Annotated in this window: 17 protein-coding genes; 8 read left to right on the top strand and 9 right to left on the bottom strand. The window is 68.5% G+C overall.

What is annotated here, in order from left to right:
- Nucleotides 1-81 precede the first annotated feature (81 nt).
- From F6X38_RS02830 to lexA, 6 genes are all read left to right on the top strand, one after another.
- Complete coding sequence (locus F6X38_RS02830; protein ID WP_161992595.1) at nt 82-1,974, top strand: peptidyl-prolyl cis-trans isomerase; 1,893 nt, start codon at nt 82-84, stop codon at nt 1,972-1,974.
- Nucleotides 1,971-3,002: an anthranilate phosphoribosyltransferase gene (gene trpD, locus F6X38_RS02835; RefSeq protein ID WP_150968038.1), complete on the top strand. Its 1,032-nt coding sequence runs from the start codon at nt 1,971-1,973 to the stop codon at nt 3,000-3,002. The genes F6X38_RS02830 and trpD overlap by 4 nt, the downstream gene beginning before the upstream one ends.
- Complete coding sequence (gene trpC, locus F6X38_RS02840; protein WP_150968039.1) at nt 2,999-3,814, top strand: indole-3-glycerol phosphate synthase TrpC; 816 nt, start codon at nt 2,999-3,001, stop codon at nt 3,812-3,814. Before trpD ends, trpC begins: the two co-directional genes overlap by 4 nt.
- Nucleotides 3,811-4,311, top strand: a complete 501-nt coding sequence (gene moaC, locus F6X38_RS02845) for a cyclic pyranopterin monophosphate synthase MoaC (protein WP_150968040.1) — start codon at nt 3,811-3,813, stop codon at nt 4,309-4,311. Before trpC ends, moaC begins: the two co-directional genes overlap by 4 nt.
- Nucleotides 4,308-5,513 carry a molybdopterin molybdotransferase MoeA gene (locus tag F6X38_RS02850; protein WP_246191167.1) on the top strand — a complete coding sequence of 402 codons (1,206 nt, stop codon included), beginning with the start codon at nt 4,308-4,310 and terminating at the stop codon, nt 5,511-5,513. The genes moaC and F6X38_RS02850 overlap by 4 nt, the downstream gene beginning before the upstream one ends.
- 73 nt (nt 5,514-5,586) lie before the next feature.
- Nucleotides 5,587-6,312 carry a transcriptional repressor LexA gene (gene lexA / locus F6X38_RS02855; protein ID WP_150968041.1) on the top strand — a complete coding sequence of 242 codons (726 nt, stop codon included), beginning with the start codon at nt 5,587-5,589 and terminating at the stop codon, nt 6,310-6,312.
- 38 nt (nt 6,313-6,350) lie between these two features.
- On the opposite strand, the gene F6X38_RS02860 is transcribed toward lexA, so the two are convergent.
- Nucleotides 6,351-8,561 (bottom strand): ComEC/Rec2 family competence protein, encoded by a 2,211-nt coding sequence (locus tag F6X38_RS02860; RefSeq protein WP_161992596.1) that lies wholly within the window; start codon nt 8,559-8,561, stop codon nt 6,351-6,353.
- A 228-nt stretch (nt 8,562-8,789) separates the two neighbouring features.
- Between F6X38_RS02860 and gltX the strand changes: the two genes are divergently transcribed.
- Both gltX and gltA read left to right on the top strand, forming a co-directional pair.
- Nucleotides 8,790-10,214 carry a glutamate--tRNA ligase gene (gltX, locus tag F6X38_RS02865; RefSeq protein ID WP_150968043.1) on the top strand — a complete coding sequence of 475 codons (1,425 nt, stop codon included), beginning with the start codon at nt 8,790-8,792 and terminating at the stop codon, nt 10,212-10,214.
- Nucleotides 10,215-10,363: 149 nt separating this feature from the next.
- Entirely contained in the window at nt 10,364-11,656 is a 1,293-nt protein-coding gene (gene gltA, locus F6X38_RS02870) for a citrate synthase (RefSeq protein ID WP_150968044.1), read from the top strand.
- Nucleotides 11,657-11,666: 10 nt separating this feature from the next.
- On the opposite strand, the gene lpxB is transcribed toward gltA, so the two are convergent.
- From lpxB to F6X38_RS02910, 8 genes are all read right to left on the bottom strand, one after another.
- Complete coding sequence (gene lpxB, locus F6X38_RS02875; protein ID WP_150968045.1) at nt 11,667-12,815, bottom strand: lipid-A-disaccharide synthase; 1,149 nt, start codon at nt 12,813-12,815, stop codon at nt 11,667-11,669.
- Nucleotides 12,812-13,687 carry an LpxI family protein gene (locus F6X38_RS02880; protein ID WP_150968046.1) on the bottom strand — a complete coding sequence of 292 codons (876 nt, stop codon included), beginning with the start codon at nt 13,685-13,687 and terminating at the stop codon, nt 12,812-12,814. The genes lpxB and F6X38_RS02880 overlap by 4 nt, the downstream gene beginning before the upstream one ends.
- A 12-nt stretch (nt 13,688-13,699) precedes the next feature.
- A complete protein-coding gene (gene lpxA, locus F6X38_RS02885) occupies nt 13,700-14,503 on the bottom strand; it encodes an acyl-ACP--UDP-N-acetylglucosamine O-acyltransferase (RefSeq protein WP_150968047.1) in 804 nt (267 codons plus the stop codon).
- A 15-nt stretch (nt 14,504-14,518) separates the two neighbouring features.
- Complete coding sequence (gene fabZ, locus F6X38_RS02890; RefSeq protein WP_150968048.1) at nt 14,519-14,986, bottom strand: 3-hydroxyacyl-ACP dehydratase FabZ; 468 nt, start codon at nt 14,984-14,986, stop codon at nt 14,519-14,521.
- On the bottom strand, nt 14,961-16,031 hold the full coding sequence (lpxD, locus tag F6X38_RS02895) for a UDP-3-O-(3-hydroxymyristoyl)glucosamine N-acyltransferase (protein ID WP_150968049.1): 1,071 nt from the start codon (nt 16,029-16,031) through the stop codon (nt 14,961-14,963). The genes fabZ and lpxD overlap by 26 nt, the downstream gene beginning before the upstream one ends.
- Nucleotides 16,032-16,070: 39 nt before the next feature.
- Entirely contained in the window at nt 16,071-18,644 is a 2,574-nt protein-coding gene (gene bamA, locus F6X38_RS02900; RefSeq protein WP_150968050.1) for an outer membrane protein assembly factor BamA, read from the bottom strand.
- 225 nt (nt 18,645-18,869) lie between these two features.
- Nucleotides 18,870-20,000 (bottom strand): RIP metalloprotease RseP, encoded by a 1,131-nt coding sequence (rseP, locus tag F6X38_RS02905; protein WP_150968051.1) that lies wholly within the window; start codon nt 19,998-20,000, stop codon nt 18,870-18,872.
- A gap of 87 nt (nt 20,001-20,087) precedes the next feature.
- A complete protein-coding gene (locus F6X38_RS02910) occupies nt 20,088-20,945 on the bottom strand; it encodes a phosphatidate cytidylyltransferase (protein ID WP_150968052.1) in 858 nt (285 codons plus the stop codon).
- Between the last annotated feature and the right edge of the window lie 3 nt (nt 20,946-20,948).

A 20,948-nucleotide genomic window follows, 5' to 3' on the forward strand; every position in this document is an offset into this window, starting at 1 on the left:
ATTCAACGGCGCGCTGCTTGCGTCTCTCTCCCGCATTTTCCTATAGCCGGGTCGAGACGAGGCTCAAGGTTTCCCCGCACGATGCTGAAGACGCTGCGCAACAAGACGTCCGGCCTGATCGCCAAGGGCATTCTCGGCCTCGTCGTGGTCGGCTTCGTGGTGACGGGCTTCGCCGGGTTCTTCCAGGGCGGCCAGTCGACCACGGTGGTGTCCGCCGGGCGGACGAAGCTCGGCTTCGAGGACTACCTGCTGGCTTGGCGCCAGTTCGAGGTCGTGATCGCCAGGCAGCTCCAGCGCCGTCCCACGAAGGAGGAAGCCGTACAGCAGGGCATCGAGCAGCGCGTCCTGTCGCAGCTGATAACCGATGCCGCGCTGGACGAGCAGGCACGCCGCCTCGACCTCGGCATGTCGGAAGAACGGCTCGCCCAGCTGATCTCCGAGGATCCGTCCTTCCATAACGGGACGGGCAACTTCTCGCGCGACGCGTTCCGCCAGTTCCTGAACGGCATCGGCATGTCGGAGAACGGCTTCATCCGCAACCGGCAGCGGAACGCCGCGAGCAGTCAGCTCGTCGATGCAGTCGCGCGCGGCGCCACGGCCCCGCTGGCCGTCCGCACCGCCTTCGGCCTCTATTCCGACGAGCGCCGGACGGTGGACTACCTGACCATCCCGACCGCCTCCGTCGAGCCGATCGCCGAGCCCGCGCCGGACGCACTGGCGAAGTACTTCGACACGAACAAGCAGCGCTACCGCGCGCCGGAATACCGCGCCGTCGACTACGTGCTGCTGACGCCGGAAGCCCTGTCCGATCCGGCTGCCGTGACCGACGAGGATGTCCAGCGCGAATACGATCGCGCCAAGAGCCGCTACACGACGCCGGAGCGCCGGCAGGTGCAGCAGCTCCTCTTTTCGGATGCAGCCGCCGCGACCGCCGCGCGGGCGCAGCTCGCCGGCGGCACACCGGTCGAGCAGCTTGCCGCCGCGGCGAACGGCCAGAAGCCGTCCGTCTCCGATCTGGGCTTGCGCGCGAAATCCGAGATCCGCGACAAGTCCATCGCCGACGCCGCCTTCGCGCTCCAGCCCGGTCAGGTCTCGGAAGTCGTGAACGGCGCGTTCGGGCCGGCGCTCCTGCGCATCCTGAAGACCGAGCCAGAAGTCGTGAAGCCGCTCGACGAGGTGCGCGACGACGTCCGCCAGCGGCTGGCGCTGCAGATCGCGAACGACGAGGTCCAGCAGGCTCGCAACACCTTCGACGATGCCCGCGCCGGCGGCGCGACGCTGAAGGAGGCGGCGCAGCGCGCCGGCGTCGCCTTGAAGAGCGTGCCGGCCGTATCGCGCGTCGGCGAGGCGCCGGACGAGAAGCCAGTCGCCGACCTGCCGCAGGCCGAGGGTTTTCTCGACGGCGTCTTCGCCGCCGACATCGGCGCCGAGAATCCGGTGATCGACCTCCAGCCGTCCGGCGCGCTGATCTACGAGGTGACGAAGATCGATCCGGCGCGCGACCGCACGCTCGACGACGTGCGCGCCAAGGTCGTCGCCGACTGGAAGTCCGATGAAGCGCAGCGCCTCGTCGGCGAACGGGCGACGGAACTCAAGAAGCGGCTGGACGGCGGCGAGTCGCTCGACGCCATCGCGAGCGCAGAGAAGCTGACGAAGGAGACCGCGCCCGCTGTCACCCGGCAGACCGCCTCCGGCCAGCTCGGCGGCGAAGGCGCCGAGAAGGCCTTCGCCGGCAAGGAAGGGCTGACGGCCATCGCGACCGGCCCGGACGGTGCTTCGCGACTGCTCATGAGGGTCGCCTCCGTCGCCCCGCCGATCGACCCGCTGAAGTCGATCAAGGACAGCGACGCCGACCAGCTCGACCAGTACGTGCAGAACGATCTCCTGCAATCCTATGTCGACGGGCTGCGGCAGGACCTCCAGGTCGTCCCCCATCCGCAGGCGATCGCGCAGATCCAGGCATCGGTCCGATGAGCGTATCGCTGAAGCCGCATCTCGCGAAGGTCGCGGGCGGCTTCGCGCTGACGCGCGCCGAGGCGGAAGAAGCCTTCGGCATCATCATGGCCGGCGAGGCGACGCCGTCGCAGATCGGCGGCTTCCTGATGGCGCTGCGGGTTCGCGGCGAGACGGTCGACGAGCTCGCCGGCGCGGTGTCGGTGATGCGCGCCAACATGCTGCCCGTCGCCGCGCCGGCCGACGCGATCGACATCGTCGGCACCGGCGGCGACCATGCCGGCACCCTGAACGTCTCGACCTGCGCCGCCTTCGTCGCGGCCGGCTGCGGCCTTGTCGTCGCCAAGCATGGCAACCGCGCCCTCTCCTCCCGTTCCGGCTCGGGCGACGTGCTGACCGCGCTCGGCGTGAACGTCGATCTCGCGCCGGCCGGCATTTCCCGCGCCATCGCGGCGGCCGGGATCGGCTTCATGTTCGCGCCGCTGCATCATTCGGCGATGCGCTTCGTCGGCCCGACACGCGTCGAGCTCGGCACCCGCACGATCTTCAACCTGCTCGGGCCGCTGTCGAACCCCGCCTCGGTCGACCGGATGCTGGTCGGAGTCTACGCGCCGGAATGGCTGGTGCCGGTGGCCGAAGCGCTGGGATCGCTCGGCGCGCGCAGCGTCTGGGTCGTCCACGGCGAAGGCATCGACGAGATGACGACCTGCGGCACGACCGACGTCGCCGCTTGGAAGGACGGGCGCGTCGAGCGTTTCACCGTGACGCCGGAAGAGGTCGGGATCGAACGCGTCGGGATTGAGGCGATCCGCGGCGGCGACGGCACCGCGAACGCCGCGGCGCTCCGCGCCGTGCTGGAGGGCGCGCGGAACCCGTATCGCGACATCGTGCTTCTGAACGTGGCGGGTGCGCTGGTGATGGCGGAACGCGCCTCCGATCTTCGAGGCGGCATCGCGCTGGCGGCCGAGGCGATCGACGACGGTCGCGCGCTCGCCGCGCTGGAAAAGCTGATTGCCGCATCCAACCAGCCCGGAGGCATGGCCGCGTGACGGACATCCTGAGGAAAATCGAGGCCTACAAACGGGACGAGATCGCCAACGCCAAGCGCGAGCGCTCGCTCGCCGAGGTGGAAGCGGCGGCACGCGACGTTTCTCTCCCGCGCGGATTCGCCAAGGCCATCGGTGCGAAGCATGCCGCCGGCCAATACGCGCTGATCGCAGAGATCAAGAAGGCGAGCCCATCGAAGGGGCTGATCCGCGCCGACTTCGATCCGCCGTCGCTGGCGCAGGCCTACGAGCGCGGCGGTGCGGCCTGCCTCAGCATCCTCACCGACAAGCCGTCGTTCCAGGGCGATCCGGCGTTCCTCGCCGCGGGCCGCGACGCCACCGCCCTCCCCGCCCTGCGTAAGGATTTCATGTTCGACACCTATCAGGTCGCCGAGGCGCGGGCCTGGGGCGCGGACGCGATCCTGATCATCATGGCGGCCGTCGACGACGCGCTCGCCGCCGACCTCGAAGCGGCCGCGCTCGCCTACGGCATGGACGTGCTGATCGAAGTCCACGACGAAGCGGAGACGGAACGCGCGCTGCGACTCCGCTCGCCGCTGCTCGGGATCAACAACCGCAATCTCCGAACGTTCGAGACGGACCTCGCGACGTCCAGCCGGCTGGCGAAGCTGGCGCCGCCGGACCGCATCCTCGTCGGCGAGAGCGGCATCTTTACCGCGACGGACTGCGACCTTCTCGCCCGCGACGGCATCCGCACCTACCTCGTCGGCGAAAGCCTGATGCGGCAAGCCGATGTCGAAGCGGCCACCCGCGCGCTTCTCGCCCTCCCGGCGGCGGCGGAAGCCGCGGCATGAGCGAGGCGCGCCTCACGCATCTCGATCCCGGCGGCGCGGCCTCGATGGTCGATGTCGGCGGGAAGCAGGCGACGCGGCGGGTCGCGGTGGCGGAGGGCCGGGTCGCGATGGCGGCGGAAACGCTGCGCACCATCGAGGCCGGCAACCTGAAGAAAGGCGACGTCTTCGGAGCCGCGCGCATCGCGGGCATCATGGCGGCGAAGCGCACCTCGGAACTCGTACCGCTCTGTCATCCGCTGCTTCTCGAGAAGATCGACGTCTCGATCGAACCGGACCCTGCCCTGCCAGGCCTCCTGGTCACCGCGACCGTGAGCCTCACCGGCAAGACCGGCGTCGAGATGGAAGCGCTCACCGCCGCCTCGGTCGCCTGCCTCACGATCTACGACATGGCGAAGGCGGTCGACCGCGGCATGACGATCACCGGGGTCTGCGTCGTCGAAAAGTCCGGTGGCCGCTCCGGCGACTGGACCGCGCCGAGCGCAGCGGCCGCGACGTGATCTCCGTCGAGGAAGCCTTCGCTCGCATCGTCGGACGCGCCGAACCGCTGGCGGAAACCGAGACGGTGCCGCTGCGACAGGCGTTCGGGCGCGTCCTTGCGCGCGACCTTGTCGCGAACCGCACGCAGCCCGGCTTTCCGGCCTCGGCGATGGATGGCTATGCCGTTCGCGCGGCGGACTGCGCGGCCCCGTTTCGCGACCTTCGCGTGATCGGCGAATCGGCCGCAGGCCGCTCCTTCGATGGCACGATTGCCGCCGGCGAGTGCGTCCGCATCTTCACCGGCGCGCCGGTGCCAAAGGGCGCCGACGCGATCCTGATCCAGGAGAACGCCGAGCGCACGGAAACCGGAACGATCCGGCCGACCTCGGCCGTCGACACCGGCCGCCATATCCGGCGTGCCGGCGCGGATTTCGCGAGCGGCGACGTGCTCGTCTCCGGAGCGTCCCGCTTTTCCGCCGGACGGATCGCGCTCGCTGCGAGCGGCGGCCATCCGAGCGTCGAAGTCGTCCGCCGCCCGCGCGTCGCCATCCTCGCCACCGGGGACGAACTCGTTCTTCCCGGCGAACCGATCGGTCCTTCGCAGATCGTCGCCTCGAACACCTTCGGCATCGCCGCGATTGCGGAGAGGGCCGGAGCCGAGCTCTTCGACTACGGCATCGCCCGCGACGACGAGGGCGCGATAGGCGCGCTCGTCGACCGCGCGGCGGCGGAAGATATCGACATCCTCGTCACCATCGGCGGCGCTTCGGTCGGCGACCACGACCTCGTCGGCGAGGTCTTCGCGTCGCGCGGCGTGGCGCTCGACTTCTGGAAGGTCGCGATGCGGCCGGGCAAGCCGCTGATGGCCGGGCGGCTCGGGGCCATGCACGTGCTCGGGCTGCCCGGCAATCCGGCCTCCAGCATGGTCACGGCGACGCTGTTCCTGAAACCGCTCGTCCAGGCGCTCGGCGGCGTGCCGAATCCCATCGTCTACCGCGAGGGCGTTCTCGGGGCGGAGATGGCCGCGAACGACGAACGCGCCGACTACATCCGCGCGACGCTGGACGAAGCGTCCGCCGTAACCCCGATCGTCAACCCGTTCGGCCGGCAGGATTCCTCGCTCCTGTCGGTCTTTGCCGCGGCCGACGCGCTCCTCCTGCGCCCGCCCCATGCCCCTGCCGCTCAGCGTGGCGACCTCTGTCGGTACATCGCGCTGTCCTAAACGTTGAACGCTTGCGGAACACAACTAGAACATATACTCATTGTTCAGGTTTTGTTTTGGTGAGTCCACCGCCATGTTGACCCGCAAACAGCACGATCTCCTGCTCTTCATCCACCAGCGCCTGCAGGACGCCGGCGTCCCGCCGTCCTTCGACGAGATGAAGGACGCGCTCGACCTCAAGTCGAAGTCGGGCATCCATCGCCTGATCACCGCGCTGGAAGAACGCGGCTTCATCCGAAGGCTGCCGAACCGAGCCCGCGCGCTGGAGGTTCTCCGGCTGCCCGAATCGATCTCGCAGCGGGCGCAGAAATCCCGCACCGGCTTCACGCCGAGCGTCATCGACGGCTCCAAGGGCGTGCGCGCTCCGGCACCCGAGGCGTCCGAGAAGGTGGTTCGCGCTTTCCCATCGGCGAATCAGTCGATCGGCATTCCGGTCATGGGGCGCATCGCCGCCGGTGTGCCGATCGCCGCGATCCAGAACAATACGCACCACATCCAGATGCCGCCGGATATGCTGGGCGCGGGCGAGCACTACGCGCTGGAGGTGAAGGGCGACTCGATGATCGAGGCCGGCATCCTCGACGGCGACACGGTCATCATCCGCAAGTCCGAGGTCGCGACGCAGGGCGAGATCGTCGTGGCCCTCGTCGACGACGAGGAGGCGACCTTGAAGCGCTTCCGCAAGCGCGGCGACACGGTGGCGCTGGAAGCGGCGAACCCGGCCTACGAGACGCGCATCTTCGGCGCGGACCGCGTGAAGGTGCAGGGCAAGCTGGTCGGCCTCATCCGTCGGTACTGAGCCGGTAGCGATCAAGCTGCGGACACCCGCCGCGCTCGCTAGGGTGTCGCCGACGCATCGCCGTCCGTGGGTTTGCGCCATGCCTCCGGCCACGGAGCGGCGCGGTGGCGGTTCCATTCTTCCGAAGGCATGCGGATGGCCGAGGTGACGGCGATCCCGCCTGCTGTCGCTTCACGCGCTATCGAGAGTGAGCCTGTCGTTCGGAGCGTGCGCAGTGTGACGAGCCGCGCGGCGGAGCGGCAGACGGTCAGTCGAACCACTCGGGCGACGATCGCGACGTCGCTTTCGTCGCAGGCCTGGCCGAGCCGGCGGTAGTCGTCCGTCCAGACGACACGTATCCCGGTCCGTGTCGTGGCCCGGCAGTAGCGGCGCGGCGCGGCCCTCTTCACTTTCTCGCCCTTCGCTGGCGCGCCCGCGGCGGAGCTTTCAGGCTCTGCCGAACTGCTTTCTTCGATCGTTTCGCAAGCGAAGGCCGGGTTTTTCGCATCGGTGGCCCGCGTATCTGCCGGCCCGGGATAGGCGCGCTCCCACTGGCCGAAAACAAAGCCGTTCGGCCGGGCCTTCAACGGCGAGAGGCGGCCATCGGCGTCGATGATCGCGACCTCCCTTCCATCCTCGAAGACAAGGAGTTCCGGAGGCGCGGTGCGGTCGGGCACGAGCAGCAGACCGACCAGCGCCGTCGGGATCGCGACCAGACGCAACCGGCTCGCGAGAAAGCAGGCGGTGAGCAGCGCGAGCGTTAGGATAGCCAAGCCGATGTTCGTCAGGAGGCCGGTCGGAGCGTCGGGCAGCCGCTCGGCCAGGTAGCGGGCGATGGCGAAGACGAGCGTCAGCCCCTTCCCCAAGAGCCAGAACGGCGCGGCATCGAGCCCGAACGGCATGGCGACCATCGCGACGAGCGCCAGCGGCATGATCCAGAACGAGAAGATCGGCAGCGTCAGCATGTTCGCGACGAGGCCGAAGGGCGCCATCCGCTGGAAGTGATAGGCGGCATACGGCGCGGTCGCGATGCCAGCGACGGTCGAGGTCACGGCGATGCCGACGAAGAACAGCAGCAGCCGAACGACGAAACGCTCGCTCGTCCCGTCGGATCGCTTCCGGTGCCAGCGGGTCAGCGCTCCGTAGATCCCGACGATGGCCGCCGTCGCCCCGAACGACATCTGGAAGCTGGCCGTCAGGAGGGCATGCGGCGTCGTCAGGAAGATCACGATCGCGGCCAGCGCCACGTTGCGCAGCGTAAGCGCCGCCCGGTCGAACAGCGCCGCCGTCAGCATGATCGCGATCATCAGGAACGAGCGGGTCGTCGCGACGTCGAGGCCGGCCAGCGCAAGGTAGAAGGCCGACACTCCGAGCGCGACGACGGCCGCGAGCTTCTTCGCCGGCAGTCGCAGCGCCACGCTCGGCACGGAGGCGCAGGCGCATCGCACCAGCACCATCGCGAAGCCCGCGACGAGCGCCATGTGGAGGCCGGAGATCGAGAGCACATGCGACAGGCCGGTGACGCGCAGCCATCGCTCCACGTCGTCCGGGATGCCCGAACGCTCGCCGGAAATGATCGCGGCCGCGACCGCGCCTTCCGGGCCGTCGATCACCGACCGGATGCGATCGCTGATCGCGAGGCGCATCCGCACGAAGCGCTCGGTCGCGGTCAGCGTCGGCGCGGCCTCGTCCGGCGGCGTCGGGCCGGGCGCGCCGAGCGCGAAGCCGTAGGCGCCGAGGCCTTCGAAGAACGCGCCGAAGGCGAAGTCGTAGCCGCCGGGAAGCGCCGGCCCTGAAGGTGCGCGCAGCCGCACCAGACCGCGATATCGCTGCCCGACCTCGATCGGCGCGTGCCTCGCCGTGACGAGGATTTCGGCGTGCTGTGGCGGCCGCGACAGCGTCGGCCGCTCGGTCCGCTCGATCGCCACGAGATACCGCATCCGGCCCCGCTCGTCCCGGTCGCGCCAGAGCACGCGTCCGTCGATCCGCACCGTCGCCTCGCCCGAGAAGATGACGGTATCGACGCGTTGAAGCTCATAGGCCGCCGATGCCGCGCCGAGCGCGACGAAGGCGGCGAACATCGGAACCTTCGCGGCCGGGCGCGCCCAGCCGAGGCCGGCCAGCCCTGCAGCCGTGACGAGACAGACCGACAGCGACGGACGCCAGTCCGCGCCGTAGACGGCGAGGATGCCGAGCATCAGGCCGAGCGGCAGCAGGTAGAAGCTGGTCCGGGCCTCCGTTTCGACCGCGATCTGCTCGCCGAGCCACATGCGGAAGCGGGACCAAAAGCGCGCCGACCGAAGACGGACGGAACCGAACTGCGGCTCCGCGCCGAGGGCGTTATCCGCCGTCCGTGATCCCTCCGTCGCGCTCATCTGTCGGCAGCATGCGGCCGATCGGCCGTCGTCTTGAGTCCCGTTCCTCCTATGCTACACACCCCGCCGACCTCGCCGATCGGAAAATGGCGGCGAAACGCGGCTGCGCACGGGATATTCGACATGACGGATCAGGTGGTGACGCGCTTCGCCCCCTCGCCCACCGGTTTCCTGCATATCGGCGGGGCGCGGACCGCGCTCTTCAACTGGCTTTACGCCCGCCACACCGGCGGCAGGATGCTCCTGCGAATCGAGGATACGGACCGCGTCCGCTCCACCGACGCGGCGGTGACCGCGATCATCGACGGGCTATCCTGGCTCGGGCTCGATGCCGACGAGCCGCCGATCTCGCAGTTCGAGCGCGCCGCGCGCCACCGCGAGGTGGCCGAGGAGATGCTGGCGCGCGGCCAGGCCTATCTCTGCTTCGCGACGCCGGCCGAGCTGGAGGAGATGCGCGAGAAGGCGAAGGCCGAGAAGCGCCCGCCCCGCTACGACGGCCGCTGGCGCGACCGCGATCCCGCCGAGGCACCGCCCGGCGTGAAGCCGGTGATCCGCTTACGGGCGCCGCAGGAGGGCGAGACGGTCGTGCACGACCGGGTGCAGGGCGAGGTGCGCTTCCCGAACCGCGACCTCGACGATTTCGTGCTGCTGCGCTCCGACGGCACGCCGACCTACATGCACGCCGTCGTGGTGGACGATCATGACATGGATGTCACCCACATCATCCGGGGCGACGATCATCTGACCAATGCCGGCCGCCAGACCCTCATCTACCGGGCGATGGGCTGGGACGTTCCGGTGATGGCGCACATCCCGCTCATTCACGGCGAGGACGGCGCGAAGCTCTCGAAGCGCCACGGCGCGCTCGGCGTCGAGGCCTATCGCGAGATGGGCTACCTGCCGGAGGCGCTCTTGAACTATCTGGCGCGGCTCGGCTGGAGCCACGGCGACGACGAGATCATGTCGATCGAGGACATGGTCCGCTGGTTCGACGTGGACGACGTCAACAAGGGCGCCGCGCGTTTCGATTTCGCCAAGCTCAACGCGCTGAACGGCGTTTACATGCGCGCCGCCGACGATGCGCAGCTGACGGACGCCGCCATGGCGGTTCGCGAGCACCTGCCCGAGGCGTCGCCGGTGAAGGCCGCTCCCGATACGGAGGCACGAGAGAAGCTCGAGGCCGCGATGCCCGGTCTGAAGGACCGGGCGAAGACGCTGGTCGAGCTTCTCGACGCTTCCGCCTTCCTGTTCGCGCCGCGCCCGCTGGAACTGGACGACAAGGCCGCCGCGATCCTCGCCGATGGCGGTCGGCAGATCGTCGCCGCCCTCCTGCCGCGGTTCGAAGCCGCGCCGGACTGGAGTCACGACGCGCTGGAGGCGCTGGTGCGCGAGCATGCGGAAGCGAACGGTTTGAAGCTCGGCAAGGTGGCGCAGCCGCTCCGCGCCGCTCTCACCGGTCGCTCGACCTCGCCCGGCGTCTTCGACGTTCTGGTCGTGCTCGGCCGGGAGGAATCGCTCGCCAGACTTCACGATCAGGCGCGCGGCTGAAGCGGCGCTTCTCGCCTTCGCCCACCGTGGCGATATCTAGGTCTCAAAGGCGCGCTTGCCGCTGAACGCCGCAGGCGCTACGCAACGCTCGCGACGCTTTCGCACCGCAGCATGCGACGCAGGCGCCCCGTTTGAGGAAGGGACCATCCATGACGAAACCAGCGGCAAAAATCGCGGTGAACGGCAGGAACGCGGAACTGAAAACGCTGACCGGCACGATCGGGCCGGACGTTGTGGATATCAGCGCGCTTTACAAGGATACCGGCGTCTTCACCTACGATCCGGGTTTTTCCTCCACTGCCTCCTGCGAGTCGAAGATCACCTATATCGATGGGGACGAGGGCGTCCTCCTGCATCGCGGATACCCGATCGAGCAACTCGCGGAGAAAGGCGACTTCCTCGAAACCTGCTACCTGCTGCTCTACGGCGAGTTGCCGACCGAGCGCGAGAAGGCGGACTTCAACCACCGCGTCACGCACCACACGATGGTGCACGAGCAAATGTCGCGCTTCCTCTCCGGCTTCCGGCGGGATGCGCACCCGATGGCGATCATGGTCGGCTCGGTCGGCGCGCTTTCGGCCTTCTACCACGACTCGACCGACATCGCGGACCCGCACCAGCGCATGGTGGCCTCGATCCGCATGATCGCGAAGACTCCGACGCTCGGCGCGATGGCCTACAAGTACCATGTCGGCCAGCCGTTCGTTTACCCGCAGAACCACCTCTCCTATTCGGAGAACTTCCTCAACATGTGCTTCTCGGTTCCGTGCGAGAAGTACGAGATCAACCCGGTCCTCGCCCGCGCCATGGACCGGATCTTCATCCTCCACGCCGATCACGAGCAGAACGCCTCGACCTCGACGGTGCGCCTCGCCGGTTCGTCGGGCGCCAATCCGTTCGCCTGCATCGCGGCCGGCATCGCCTGCCTCTGGGGCCCGGCGCACGGCGGCGCCAACGAGGCGGCGCTGAACATGCTCGGCGAGATCGGCACGAAGGACCGCATCCCGGAGTTCATCAACCGGGCGAAGGACAAGAACGATCCGTTCCGCCTGATGGGCTTCGGGCACCGGGTCTACAAGAACTACGATCCGCGCGCGAAGATCATGCAGCAGACCTGCCACGAGGTGCTGGACGAGCTCGGCATCAAGGACGATCCGCTGCTGGAAGTCGCGTTGGAGCTGGAGCAGATCGCGCTGCACGACCCCTACTTCATCGAGAAGAAGCTCTATCCGAACGTCGACTTCTATTCCGGCATCACGCTGAAGGCGCTTGGTTTCCCCACCAACATGTTCACCGTGCTCTTCGCCGTCGCGCGCACCGTCGGCTGGATCGCGCAGTGGAAGGAAATGATCGAGGACCCGCACCAGCGCATCGGCCGCCCGCGCCAACTCTATACGGGCGAGCCGAGGCGGGACTTCCTGCCGATCGACCAGCGCGGCTGAGACCGCGCTGCTATCGCCGGCGCTCGGCGATGGCTTCCAGCACGATCCCGGCGGCGGCGTCCGCCGGGTCGCCTTCGATCCGCATGCGCTCGCGCACGATTCCCAGCCCCTCCGTCTGCGCCCGCCGTTCAGGCGTGTCCGTCAGCAGCCGCTCCAGCTTGCGAGCGAGCAGTTCCGGGCGCACCATCTCATGGAAGTGCTCGGGGACGAGCGGATGGCCGGCGACGTAGTTCGGCAGGGCGGCCGTCCATCCGCTGATCAGATGCCGCAGGCGATAGCTGATCGGATCGAGCCGATAACAGAGCGCCATCGGCACCCCCGCCAGCGCGAGTTCCAGGGCGACGGTGCCCGAGGCCGCCAGCGCCGCATCGGCCTGCGCGAAAGCCGCCCATTTGCGCTCGTTGCCGACGACCACCTCCGGCTTCACCGGAAAGCTTGCGACACGCTCGCGGATCATGCTTTCCAACCTCGGCACGGTCGGCAGGACGGCGCGCAGGTTCGGTATCCGTTCGTTCAGGATCGCGAGGGTTCGGCCGAAATCGTCGATGAGCCGGTTCACTTCCCCGCGGCGCGAACCCGGCAGCAGCAGCAGCGTCGGCGGCTGGCCGGCTGCCGTTGGGCGGTCCTCGGCCATGATGCGTTGGAGGGGCGGATCGCCCAGCAACGGGTGGCCGACATAGGTCGCCTCCGGACCGCCGAGCGCGGCATAGGTCGCCGGCTCGAACGGAAAGACGGAGACGACGCGGTCGACGTAGCGGCGCATCGCGGCGGCGCGCTCGCCGTGATAGGCCCAGACGGCCGGCGGCACGTAGTTGACGATCGGAATGCCGGGCGCGAGCCTGCGCACCCGCCGCGCGACGCGGTGCGAGAAGGCGTAGCTGTCGATCGCGACGAGCGCGTCCGGCTTCGAATCGACGACGAAGCGCACGGTCTGGTTCAGGCGGTGCATCAGCTTCGGCAGCCGTGCCAGCACCGCGCCGACGCCGATGATCGACAGCTCGTCGATGTCGAAGATCGTGTCGACGCCCTCGGCCGCCATCGCGTCGCCGCCGAGCCCGATCGGCTCGATCGCCGTATCCGCCCGCCGCCGCAATGCGCGGATGAGCGCCGCGCCGAGCTGGTCGCTCGAATGCTCGCCGACGACGAAGGCGATCTTCATGGGCGGTCGTCCCGGCGGCCGACGACGAAGATGCCCTTCGCGCGCGCCCCGCGGGCGATGTCGTCGATGCCGAGCAGGAGCGAATGTCCGGCGCTGAGGGCGATGCCGACGAGCCCTGCCCCCGCCGCCTCGTCCAGCGTTGATGCGCCGATGCTCGGCAGGTCGAAGCGGTCGTCCTGCGCGGGCTTGCGGCATTTCACCAGAACGCAGCGCTCGTGCCGGCCGACGCGGCCGCGCGCTCTAAGGTCGGCGACGCGAGCCAGCATCTCGCGCGTGCCCTCGATGCCTTCGAGCGCGATCACCCGGTCCCGCGACGCGACGGCCGCCTGTCCGATGTCGAGCTGCCCGAGCGCCCGCGCCGCCGCGAAGCCGCGCGAGATCGCCGCCTCGTCGTCTTTCTGCAACGGAGGGCCGGCGATAGTGCCCTCCGCTGCGACGAGTTCCGGCGCGATGGCCTGCACCGCGACGACCTGGAAGCCGCGCGCCTCGAAGGTCTTCGTCGCGGCGCGAAGCAGGTTGTCGTCGCCGCCGCGGATCACGGCGAAAATCTGCCGCAGCATCAGAAGCGTGTGGAGCGTCGGCAGGATGGAGCGGAAGTCGGGGCGAACCGACACCGTGCCGCACAGCACCAGCTTGCGGACGCCGGCGGCGCCCAGCCAGCGTAGCCCGTCGCCGAGCTGCCCCCACGCCATCCGCCGGGCCGGATGGCCGCTCCACTCGGCGTCGATGCCATCGGCGATGCTCAGCACATGCGGCGTCCAACCGCCGCGCAGCGCCGCGTCCACGACGATCCGCGGCAGGATGCCGCCGCCGGCGGCGATGCCGATCGGCTCCCCCGGCCTGTCGGGCGCGATGCCGGCTGCCGGCGTCACCGCGTCACGCCGCTAGTCCGGCCGGGCATTGCGCGGGAAGCAGAGCGCCCGGTCGCCGCCGGAGCGGATGAAGCCGAGCAGGTCCTGCACCAGCGGATCGTCCGGGTATTCGGCCTGCACCTCTTCCATGTTCTCCTTGAAGGTCAGGTCGTCGGAGAACAGCATGCGATAGGCGCGGCGGACGTTGCGCACCGCCTCGCGGTTGAAGCCGGCGCGCTTCATACCGATGACGTTGAGGCCGGACAGGTAGGCGCGGTTGCCGAGCACCATGCCGAACGGGATCACGTCGCCCTCCACCGCCGCCAGGCCGCCGATATAGGCGTGATGGCCGATGCGGGTGAACTGGTGGATGCCCGATCCGCCGGCGATGGTGGCGAAGTCGCCGACGACGCAGTGGCCGGCCAGCATGACGTTGTTGATGATCGTCACGTTGTCGCCGACCATGCAATCGTGCGCGACGTGCGCCGCGGTGAAGAACGAGCAGTTGTCGCCGACCGTGGTCTCGCAGCGGCCTTGGCTGGTGCCGGGGTTCATCGTCACATGCTCGCGCACGAGGCAGTTCGCGCCGATGACGAGGCGCGTGTCCTCGCCCTTGTACTTCAGGTGCTGCGGCGCGTGCCCGATCGAAGCGAAGGGGAAGATGTCGGCGTTCGGACCGATCGTCGTGTTGCCGGCGAGGACGACGTGCGAGCGCAGCTTCGAGTTGGCGCCGAGCCGGACCTGCGGGCCGACGACGCAGAACGGCCCGACGACGCTGCCGTCGCCGATTTCCGCCCCGTCCTCGACGATGGCGCTCGGATGGATGTCGATGGGCAAGGTTCGCCTCGACCGTCAGCCGTCGTCGCGCGTGACGAGCATGGCGCTGACCGTCGCCTCGGCGACCTTGCCGTCGTCGACCTTGGCCACGCAGTCGAAGCGCCAGATATTGCCCCGGCGCTTGGTCTGCTCGACATGGTATTCCAGCCGGTCGCCGGGAACGACGGGCTTGCGGAACTTCGCATTGTCGATCGTCATGAAATAGACCAGCGGTGCGGTGGCCGTGCCGATCGACTTGCAGCAGATCGCGCCGGCGGTCTGCGCCATGCCCTCGATGATCAGCACGCCGGGCATCACCGGCTGGCCGGGAAAATGGCCGAGAAAATGCGGTTCGTTCGCGGTGACGTTCTTGATGCCGACGGCTTTGCGGTCGCCCTCGATGTTGACGATGCGGTCCACCATCAGGAACGGGTAGCGGTGCGGCAGCAGTTCCAGGATCTTCAGGATGTCGATGCTTTCAAGCACCGTCGCTGCTTCGCTCATTCTTCCGTCCCCGCCCGGCCTTCGCCATCTCGCTAACCCATGTGATCTCGCGAAACCAGTCCCGAACGGGCTTTGCCGGGGTGCCGCCGAGGGTCGCGCCGGCCGGCACGTCGTCGGCGACGCTGCTGACCGCGGCGATGCGCGCGCCTTCGCCGATCGTCACATGATTGTTCACGACGGTCTGGCCGCCGATCGACACGCCGTCGCGAAGCGTGACGCTGCCGGCCAGCGCCACATGCGCGACGAGGACGCAGTTCCGGCCGATGCGGACGTTGTGGGCGATCTGCACTTGGTTATCGATCTTCGTGTTTTCGCCGATCACCGTGTCGCGGACGCTGCCCCGATCCACGGTCGTGTTCGCGCCGATCTCGACACTGTCCTGGATGATGACGCGACCGACCTGCACCACTTTCGCGATGCCGGCGCGCCCTGCCGAATAGCCGAAGCCGTCCTGACCGATCGCGACGCCGGGATGCAGGATCACGCCGTTTCCGACGAGGGCATATTGCAGCGTGACGCGCGGCCCGATGCGGCAGTCGCGGCCGACGCGGCAGCCGGGCCCGACGGCTGCCCCGGCGCCGATCACCGTGCCGCGCCCGATCGCGGCGCCGGCGGCGATGATCGCGAAGTCGTCGATGACGACGCCATCCTCGAGAACGGCGCTCGGATCGACCGACGCGCGAGGCGAGATGGCGTCCCCGGCGCGCCATGAGGCCGGGCGAAGCGCATGGGGGAACAGCGCCCTGCCCGCTTCCGCGAAGGCGTCGGACGGGCGCGACGAGATCAGCAGCGCCTGGCCGGACGCCGCGAGCGTGGCATTCTTCGCCGCCACTACGACGCAGCCGGCCCGGGTGGCCTTCAATGCCTCCGCATGCCGCAGGTTGTCGAAGAAGCCGAGGTCCTCTGGCCCCGCCTCGTCTAGGGCCGCGACACCGGACAGCAGCAGGTCCGGACTTGCGCCGCCTCCGATCTCGCAGCCGCAGGCGGCCGCCAGATCGGCGAGCCGCATGCCAGGGCCTCGCGGAAAGAAGTCCGTCCGGTTCATCGCATGGCTCCGGCCCTTCGGACCGATGCTGTTAGCCGTTCAGAAGCGCGTCGAGAAGCCGAACGACAGTTGCTGCTTGCGGTCGTAGTCTTCCTTCAGGAACGGCTGGGCGTAGTTGACGCGCAGCGGACCGAAGGGCGAGGCCCAGATGAGGCCGACACCGGCCGAAGCGCGGATCTTCAGGCCGTCGCCGACCACGCCCGCATCGTCGTCGTACTCGGTGCCCCAGAGCGTGCCGGCATCGGCGAAGACCGCGCCGCGGAAGCCGAAGTCGCGCGAGATGCCCGGCAGCGGGAAGGTCGCCTCGGCCGAAGCGTTCAGGTAGTTCTCGCCGCCGATCGCGACACCGCGGCCGACATGGTCGCCGTCCTCGTCGAGCTCGAACTGGCGCGGACCGATACCCTTGGTGTCGAAGCCGCGGACGATATCCTGGCCCTTGAAGAAGTTGTCGAAGACGCGGAGGTTGCCGCTGCCGAGCCCGAAGACGTTGCCGCCGCCAGCGCTGAGCTGGCCGACCACGTCGTACTCTTCCGAGAGCTGGTTGAAGTACGACGCCTTGCCGGTCGTCTTCACGAAGTCGGCGTCGCCGCCGATGCCCGCGATTTCCTGGCCGGCCGTCGCGAGGATGCCGTTGCGCGGATCGGTGCTCGAATCCAGCGTGTTGTAGGTCAGCGCGTAGGAGAACGACGACGTCGTGTACGGGCTGTCGCAGATCGCGGCGTTGATGATGCGCGACCGCGTGTACTTCGGCGCGTTCGAGAAGTCCGTGCTGCCATCCGCCGCATCGTCGGACACCACGCCGAACGGGTCCGGATCGTCGCAGGTCTGGCGGATACGCGTCGTATCGCCGTTGTAGTTCGGAAACGCCGCCGAATTCACCAGGATCGGCGAGTCGACGACGGTGTTCGTGGTCGGATCGATGAATTCGCCGTCGTCGTTGGCGTAGGCACGACCGAAGGTCACGCCATCGTCGTCGCCGAACTTCTCGGACTTGAAGTTGTAGGCGACCTGGGCGGTCAGTTCCGTCGTGATCGGCGCGGCCAGGCGCACGTCGCCGCCGCTGCGGCGAACGTCGTAGGATTCCGAAGTATTCTTGGTCGTGTAGATGTCGAAACCGGCCGCGAGACGACGGCCGAGGAAGTAGGGTTCCGTGAAGGAAAGCTGATAGCTGCGGGTATCGGCGCCGAAACCGGCCGAGAGCTTCACGAACTGGCCGCGGCCGAGGAAGTTGCGCTCGGTGATGCCGATCTCGGCCACCGGGCCGTCGGACTCGCCGCCCGTCGTGTAGCCGCCGCCGACCGAGAACTCGCCGGTCGACTTCTCCGTCACGTCGACGATCACGATCACCCGGTCCGGCTCGCTGCCGGGAGCCGTCGAGATGTTGACCTTGTCGAAGAAGCCAAGGCGCTCGAGGCGCTGCTTGGCGCGCTGCACGAGCACCTGATTGAAGGCGTCGCCTTCCGACACGTCGAACTCGCGCCGGATCACGTAGTCGCGCGTCTTCGTGTTGCCGCGCACTTCCAGCCGCTCGATATAGGCGCGCGGGCCCTGATCGATCACGTAGTTCACCGAGATAGTGCGGTTGTTGAAGTCGCGGTCGCCGCGCGGCGTCACCTGCGCGAAGGCGAAGCCGTTCTGCGCGACGCGGTTCGTCAGCGCGACGAGCGATTCCTCGATCTTCTGCGCGCTGTAGACGTCGCCGGTCTGCGTCTTGAGTTGGCTCTGTAGCGCCGCCCCGTCGACGCCGGGAATGGTCGAATCGACGCTGACATTGCCGAAGGTGTAGCGCTCGCCTTCCTCGACGGTGAAGGTGATGAAGTACTTGTTCTGCGCCTGATCGAGGTCGGCCGTGGCGGAGACCACGCGGAAATCGGCGTAGCCGCGGTTGTAGTAGAAGCGCCGCAGCGTTTCCTCGTCGGCGCGCAGCTTGTCCTCGTCGTAGACGTCGTTGCGCTGCAGGAAGCTGAGGATGCCCGACTCGCGGAGAGCAATCACTTCCTTCAGGCGGCCGTCGCCGAAGGCGTTGTTGCCGACGAAGTTGATCTGGCCGATCTTCGTCCGGTCGCCCTCGTTGATGTCGAAGACGACGTTGACCCGGTTGTTCTCGATCGGAACCGTGCGGACGGAAACGGTGGCGTCGCTGCGGCCGATGCGGACATAGGCGTCCTTGATGGCGTTGACGTCGTTGTCGGCGGTCGCCTGCGAGTAGGCGCCCCGCGACGTCGTCTGGACGGCCGCGGTGAGCTGCTCGTCCTTCAGCTTGGAATTGCCCTGGAACAGGACCTGGTTGACGATCTGGTTCTCGCTGACGTTGACGACGACGGTGCCGCCCTGCTGCTTGATGCGCACGTCGGAGAAGAGGCCGGTGGAGTAGAGCTTGCGCACGCCCTCGTCGAGATCCGCCTCGGTGGCGTTCTGACCGGGCCGGACGGCGAGGAGGTTGCGGATCGTATCGGCTTCGACGCGCTGGTTGCCGCGGACCTCGACGCGGGTGACGGGCGCCGCCTGCGCGGTTTCCACAAGGACGAGCCCGAAGCCGACCGAGGTTGCAAGGACCGACGACGAGAACGCGAACGCCGACGCGGTCCGAAGCAGCTTAGATCCAGCCGTCATAGGCCAACCACCCTGTACTTATGTCTTTGGCGTGACGCCTTGCCGGCATCCTGCACCCTCGCCTTTTACCGGCTTCGGGCATGCGTTCAAGCAAACTGGTCGTAATCCGTTGAGGAAACGGAAAACCGTTGCATCGCCGCCACTGGCGCGAAAACCATGGTTAATATTCGGTTAATTCCGCTTGCGCAGGGCTGGAGTGGTCGTCCGGCGCCCTCCGAAAAGCACTCAGGAGATGTCGTTCCAGAACACGAACACCATCAGCGACAGCACCAGCGCCAGTCCGATGCGGAATCCGGCCTCCTGCACCCGCTCGCTCAAGGGGCGGCCGCGAATCATCTCGGCGGCATAGAAAAGGAGGTGTCCTCCGTCGAGCATGGGAATCGGCAGGAGGTTCAGCAGACCGATTCCGACCGAAAGCTGCGCGGCGAACAGAATCACCGCGACGAAGCCGAGCGTCGCCGCCTGGCTCGACATCTCCGCGATGCGGATCGGGCCGCCGAGCTGGTCGGCCCCCTCGCCGCGCGAGAAGATCCCGGTCACCGCGCCGAAGGTCGCGCGCACCAGGAACCAGGTCTGCTGCGCGCCGTAGCCGAGCGAATCGACGAAGCCGAGCCGCTCGGTCCGGAACGAGGCGCTCTGGCTGTTCGCGACGAGACCCAGCAGCGGCCGCTTCATCTCATTGCCGAAACGATCCGTCTCGGTCTCGATGCGCGGCGTGACCGTCAGGTCGACCTGTTGGCCGCCGCGGTTCACGGTCACGGCGATCGGCACCGCGCCGCGAATGGCGACATGCTCGATGAGGTCGTTGAAATACTCGATCTTCACGCCGTCGAGCGCGACGATCCTGTCGCCGGCGCGGACGCCTGCCACCGCCGCCGGCGAGTCGGCGCGCACTTCGGACACGACCGGGTCGCCGATCTGGCGGCCGGCGAAGAAGGCGACGGCGGCGAAGATCGCGATCGTCAGGACGAAGTTCGCGGCCGGTCCCGCCGCCACGGTCGCCGCCCGCCGCCAGACGCTCTTCGCCGCGAACGCCATCCGGCGCTCGTCCTCGCTCATGTGGCGCAGCGCCTCGCCGTCCGGCACGCTCGCGGCGTTCTCGTCGCCGAGGAACTTCACGTAGCCGCCGAGCGGGATCGCGGCGAGCTTCCAGCGCGTGCCGGCGCGATCCGTGTAGCCGAGGAGCTCCGGGCCGAAGCCGATCGAGAAGGCGACGACCTTGATGCCGCAGAGCCGCCCGACCGCGTAGTGGCCGAGCTCGTGGAAGAACACGATCACCGTCAGGACGAACAGGAACGGCAGCGCCCAGAAGGCGACGGCGTGAAACAGGAACTCGAATCCGCGCGCGATATCCATCTCGTTCGCTTCCGTTGGTGGAAGGGCGCTCCCGCCGCGTTCAGGGAACGCGAACGGGGTGCGCCGCGCAAGGGCGATCGACCCGTATCACTGATCGAACATGAAGATGGCCTGAGCAGGATGCGCGAAGCCGTTGAGGAGGATGCCGACCATCCAGGCGAAGCCGATCGCGATGACCAGCGCGTCCACCCGGTCCATCAGGCCGCCGTGGCCGGGAATGATCCGGCCCGAATCCTTCACGCCGAAGCGGCGCTTGACCCAGGATTCGAAGAAGTCGCCGCCCTGCCCCAGCACCGAAAGCACGGCGGCGAAGAGCACGATCGCGGCGGTCAGCGAGCCGGCGACGATCTCGTAGAAGGCCGCCCCGATGACGATGCCGGCGATCAGCCCGCCGACGGACCCGGATACCGTCTTCTTCGGCGAGATGGCCGGCAGGATCTTCGGCCCGCCGACGAGGCGGCCGGTGAAGTAGGCGAAGATGTCGGTCGGCCAGACGACGCAGACGACGAAGCCCATCGCGGCGAGGCCGGCGAGATCGTCGCTGCGCAGCATCCCCGGCGCCAGCGAGGCGAGCGCCGCGTAGACGAGGCCGCCGCCGAGCCACCAGCCGTCGCGCCACCGCCGGCCGATGCCGAGCGCGATCAGCGCCGCCGCGACGAGGATCGCCACCGACGACAGGTTGAAGCGAAGGAGGAACGCCGCGAGGCTCGCGACGAAGGCGGCGGTCAGCAGGAAGAAACCGGCCCCGGCGCGGCGCACCCGCGTCATCTTCGTCCATTCGTCGAAGACGATGAGCCCGCTCACGCAGCAGAACAGCCGGAACGGCCAGCCGCCGAGGATCAGCAGCCCGAGCGAGACCACGCCGAGGACGAGCGCAGAGATCAGGCGGGAGCGCAGATCCGTCCAGGTGGGCGCGTCGACGATCCGCCCGATGCCGAGGCCCACGCG

It is taken from the genome of Plantimonas leprariae (assembly GCF_008802405.1).
GTDB classification, from domain to species: Bacteria; Pseudomonadota; Alphaproteobacteria; order Rhizobiales; family Rhizobiaceae; genus Plantimonas; species Plantimonas leprariae.

Bases quoted from the DNA above. Each gene is read 5' to 3' on its own strand.
- F6X38_RS02830 (WP_161992595.1), top strand. From the start codon at position 82: ATGCTGAAGACGCTGCGCAACAAGACGTCCGGCCTGATCGCCAAGGGC.
- trpD (WP_150968038.1), top strand. From the start codon at position 1,971: ATGAGCGTATCGCTGAAGCCGCATCTCGCGAAGGTCGCGGGCGGCTTC.
- moaC (WP_150968040.1), top strand. From the start codon at position 3,811: ATGAGCGAGGCGCGCCTCACGCATCTCGATCCCGGCGGCGCGGCCTCG.
- lexA (WP_150968041.1), top strand. From the start codon at position 5,587: ATGTTGACCCGCAAACAGCACGATCTCCTGCTCTTCATCCACCAGCGC.
- F6X38_RS02860 (WP_161992596.1), bottom strand. From the start codon at position 8,561: ATGTGGCTCGGCGAGCAGATCGCGGTCGAAACGGAGGCCCGGACCAGC.
- gltX (WP_150968043.1), top strand. From the start codon at position 8,790: ATGACGGATCAGGTGGTGACGCGCTTCGCCCCCTCGCCCACCGGTTTC.
- gltA (WP_150968044.1), top strand. From the start codon at position 10,364: ATGACGAAACCAGCGGCAAAAATCGCGGTGAACGGCAGGAACGCGGAA.
- lpxB (WP_150968045.1), bottom strand. From the start codon at position 12,815: ATGAAGATCGCCTTCGTCGTCGGCGAGCATTCGAGCGACCAGCTCGGC.
- fabZ (WP_150968048.1), bottom strand. From the start codon at position 14,986: ATGAGCGAAGCAGCGACGGTGCTTGAAAGCATCGACATCCTGAAGATC.
- lpxD (WP_150968049.1), bottom strand. From the start codon at position 16,031: ATGAACCGGACGGACTTCTTTCCGCGAGGCCCTGGCATGCGGCTCGCC.
- bamA (WP_150968050.1), bottom strand. From the start codon at position 18,644: ATGACGGCTGGATCTAAGCTGCTTCGGACCGCGTCGGCGTTCGCGTTC.
- rseP (WP_150968051.1), bottom strand. From the start codon at position 20,000: ATGGATATCGCGCGCGGATTCGAGTTCCTGTTTCACGCCGTCGCCTTC.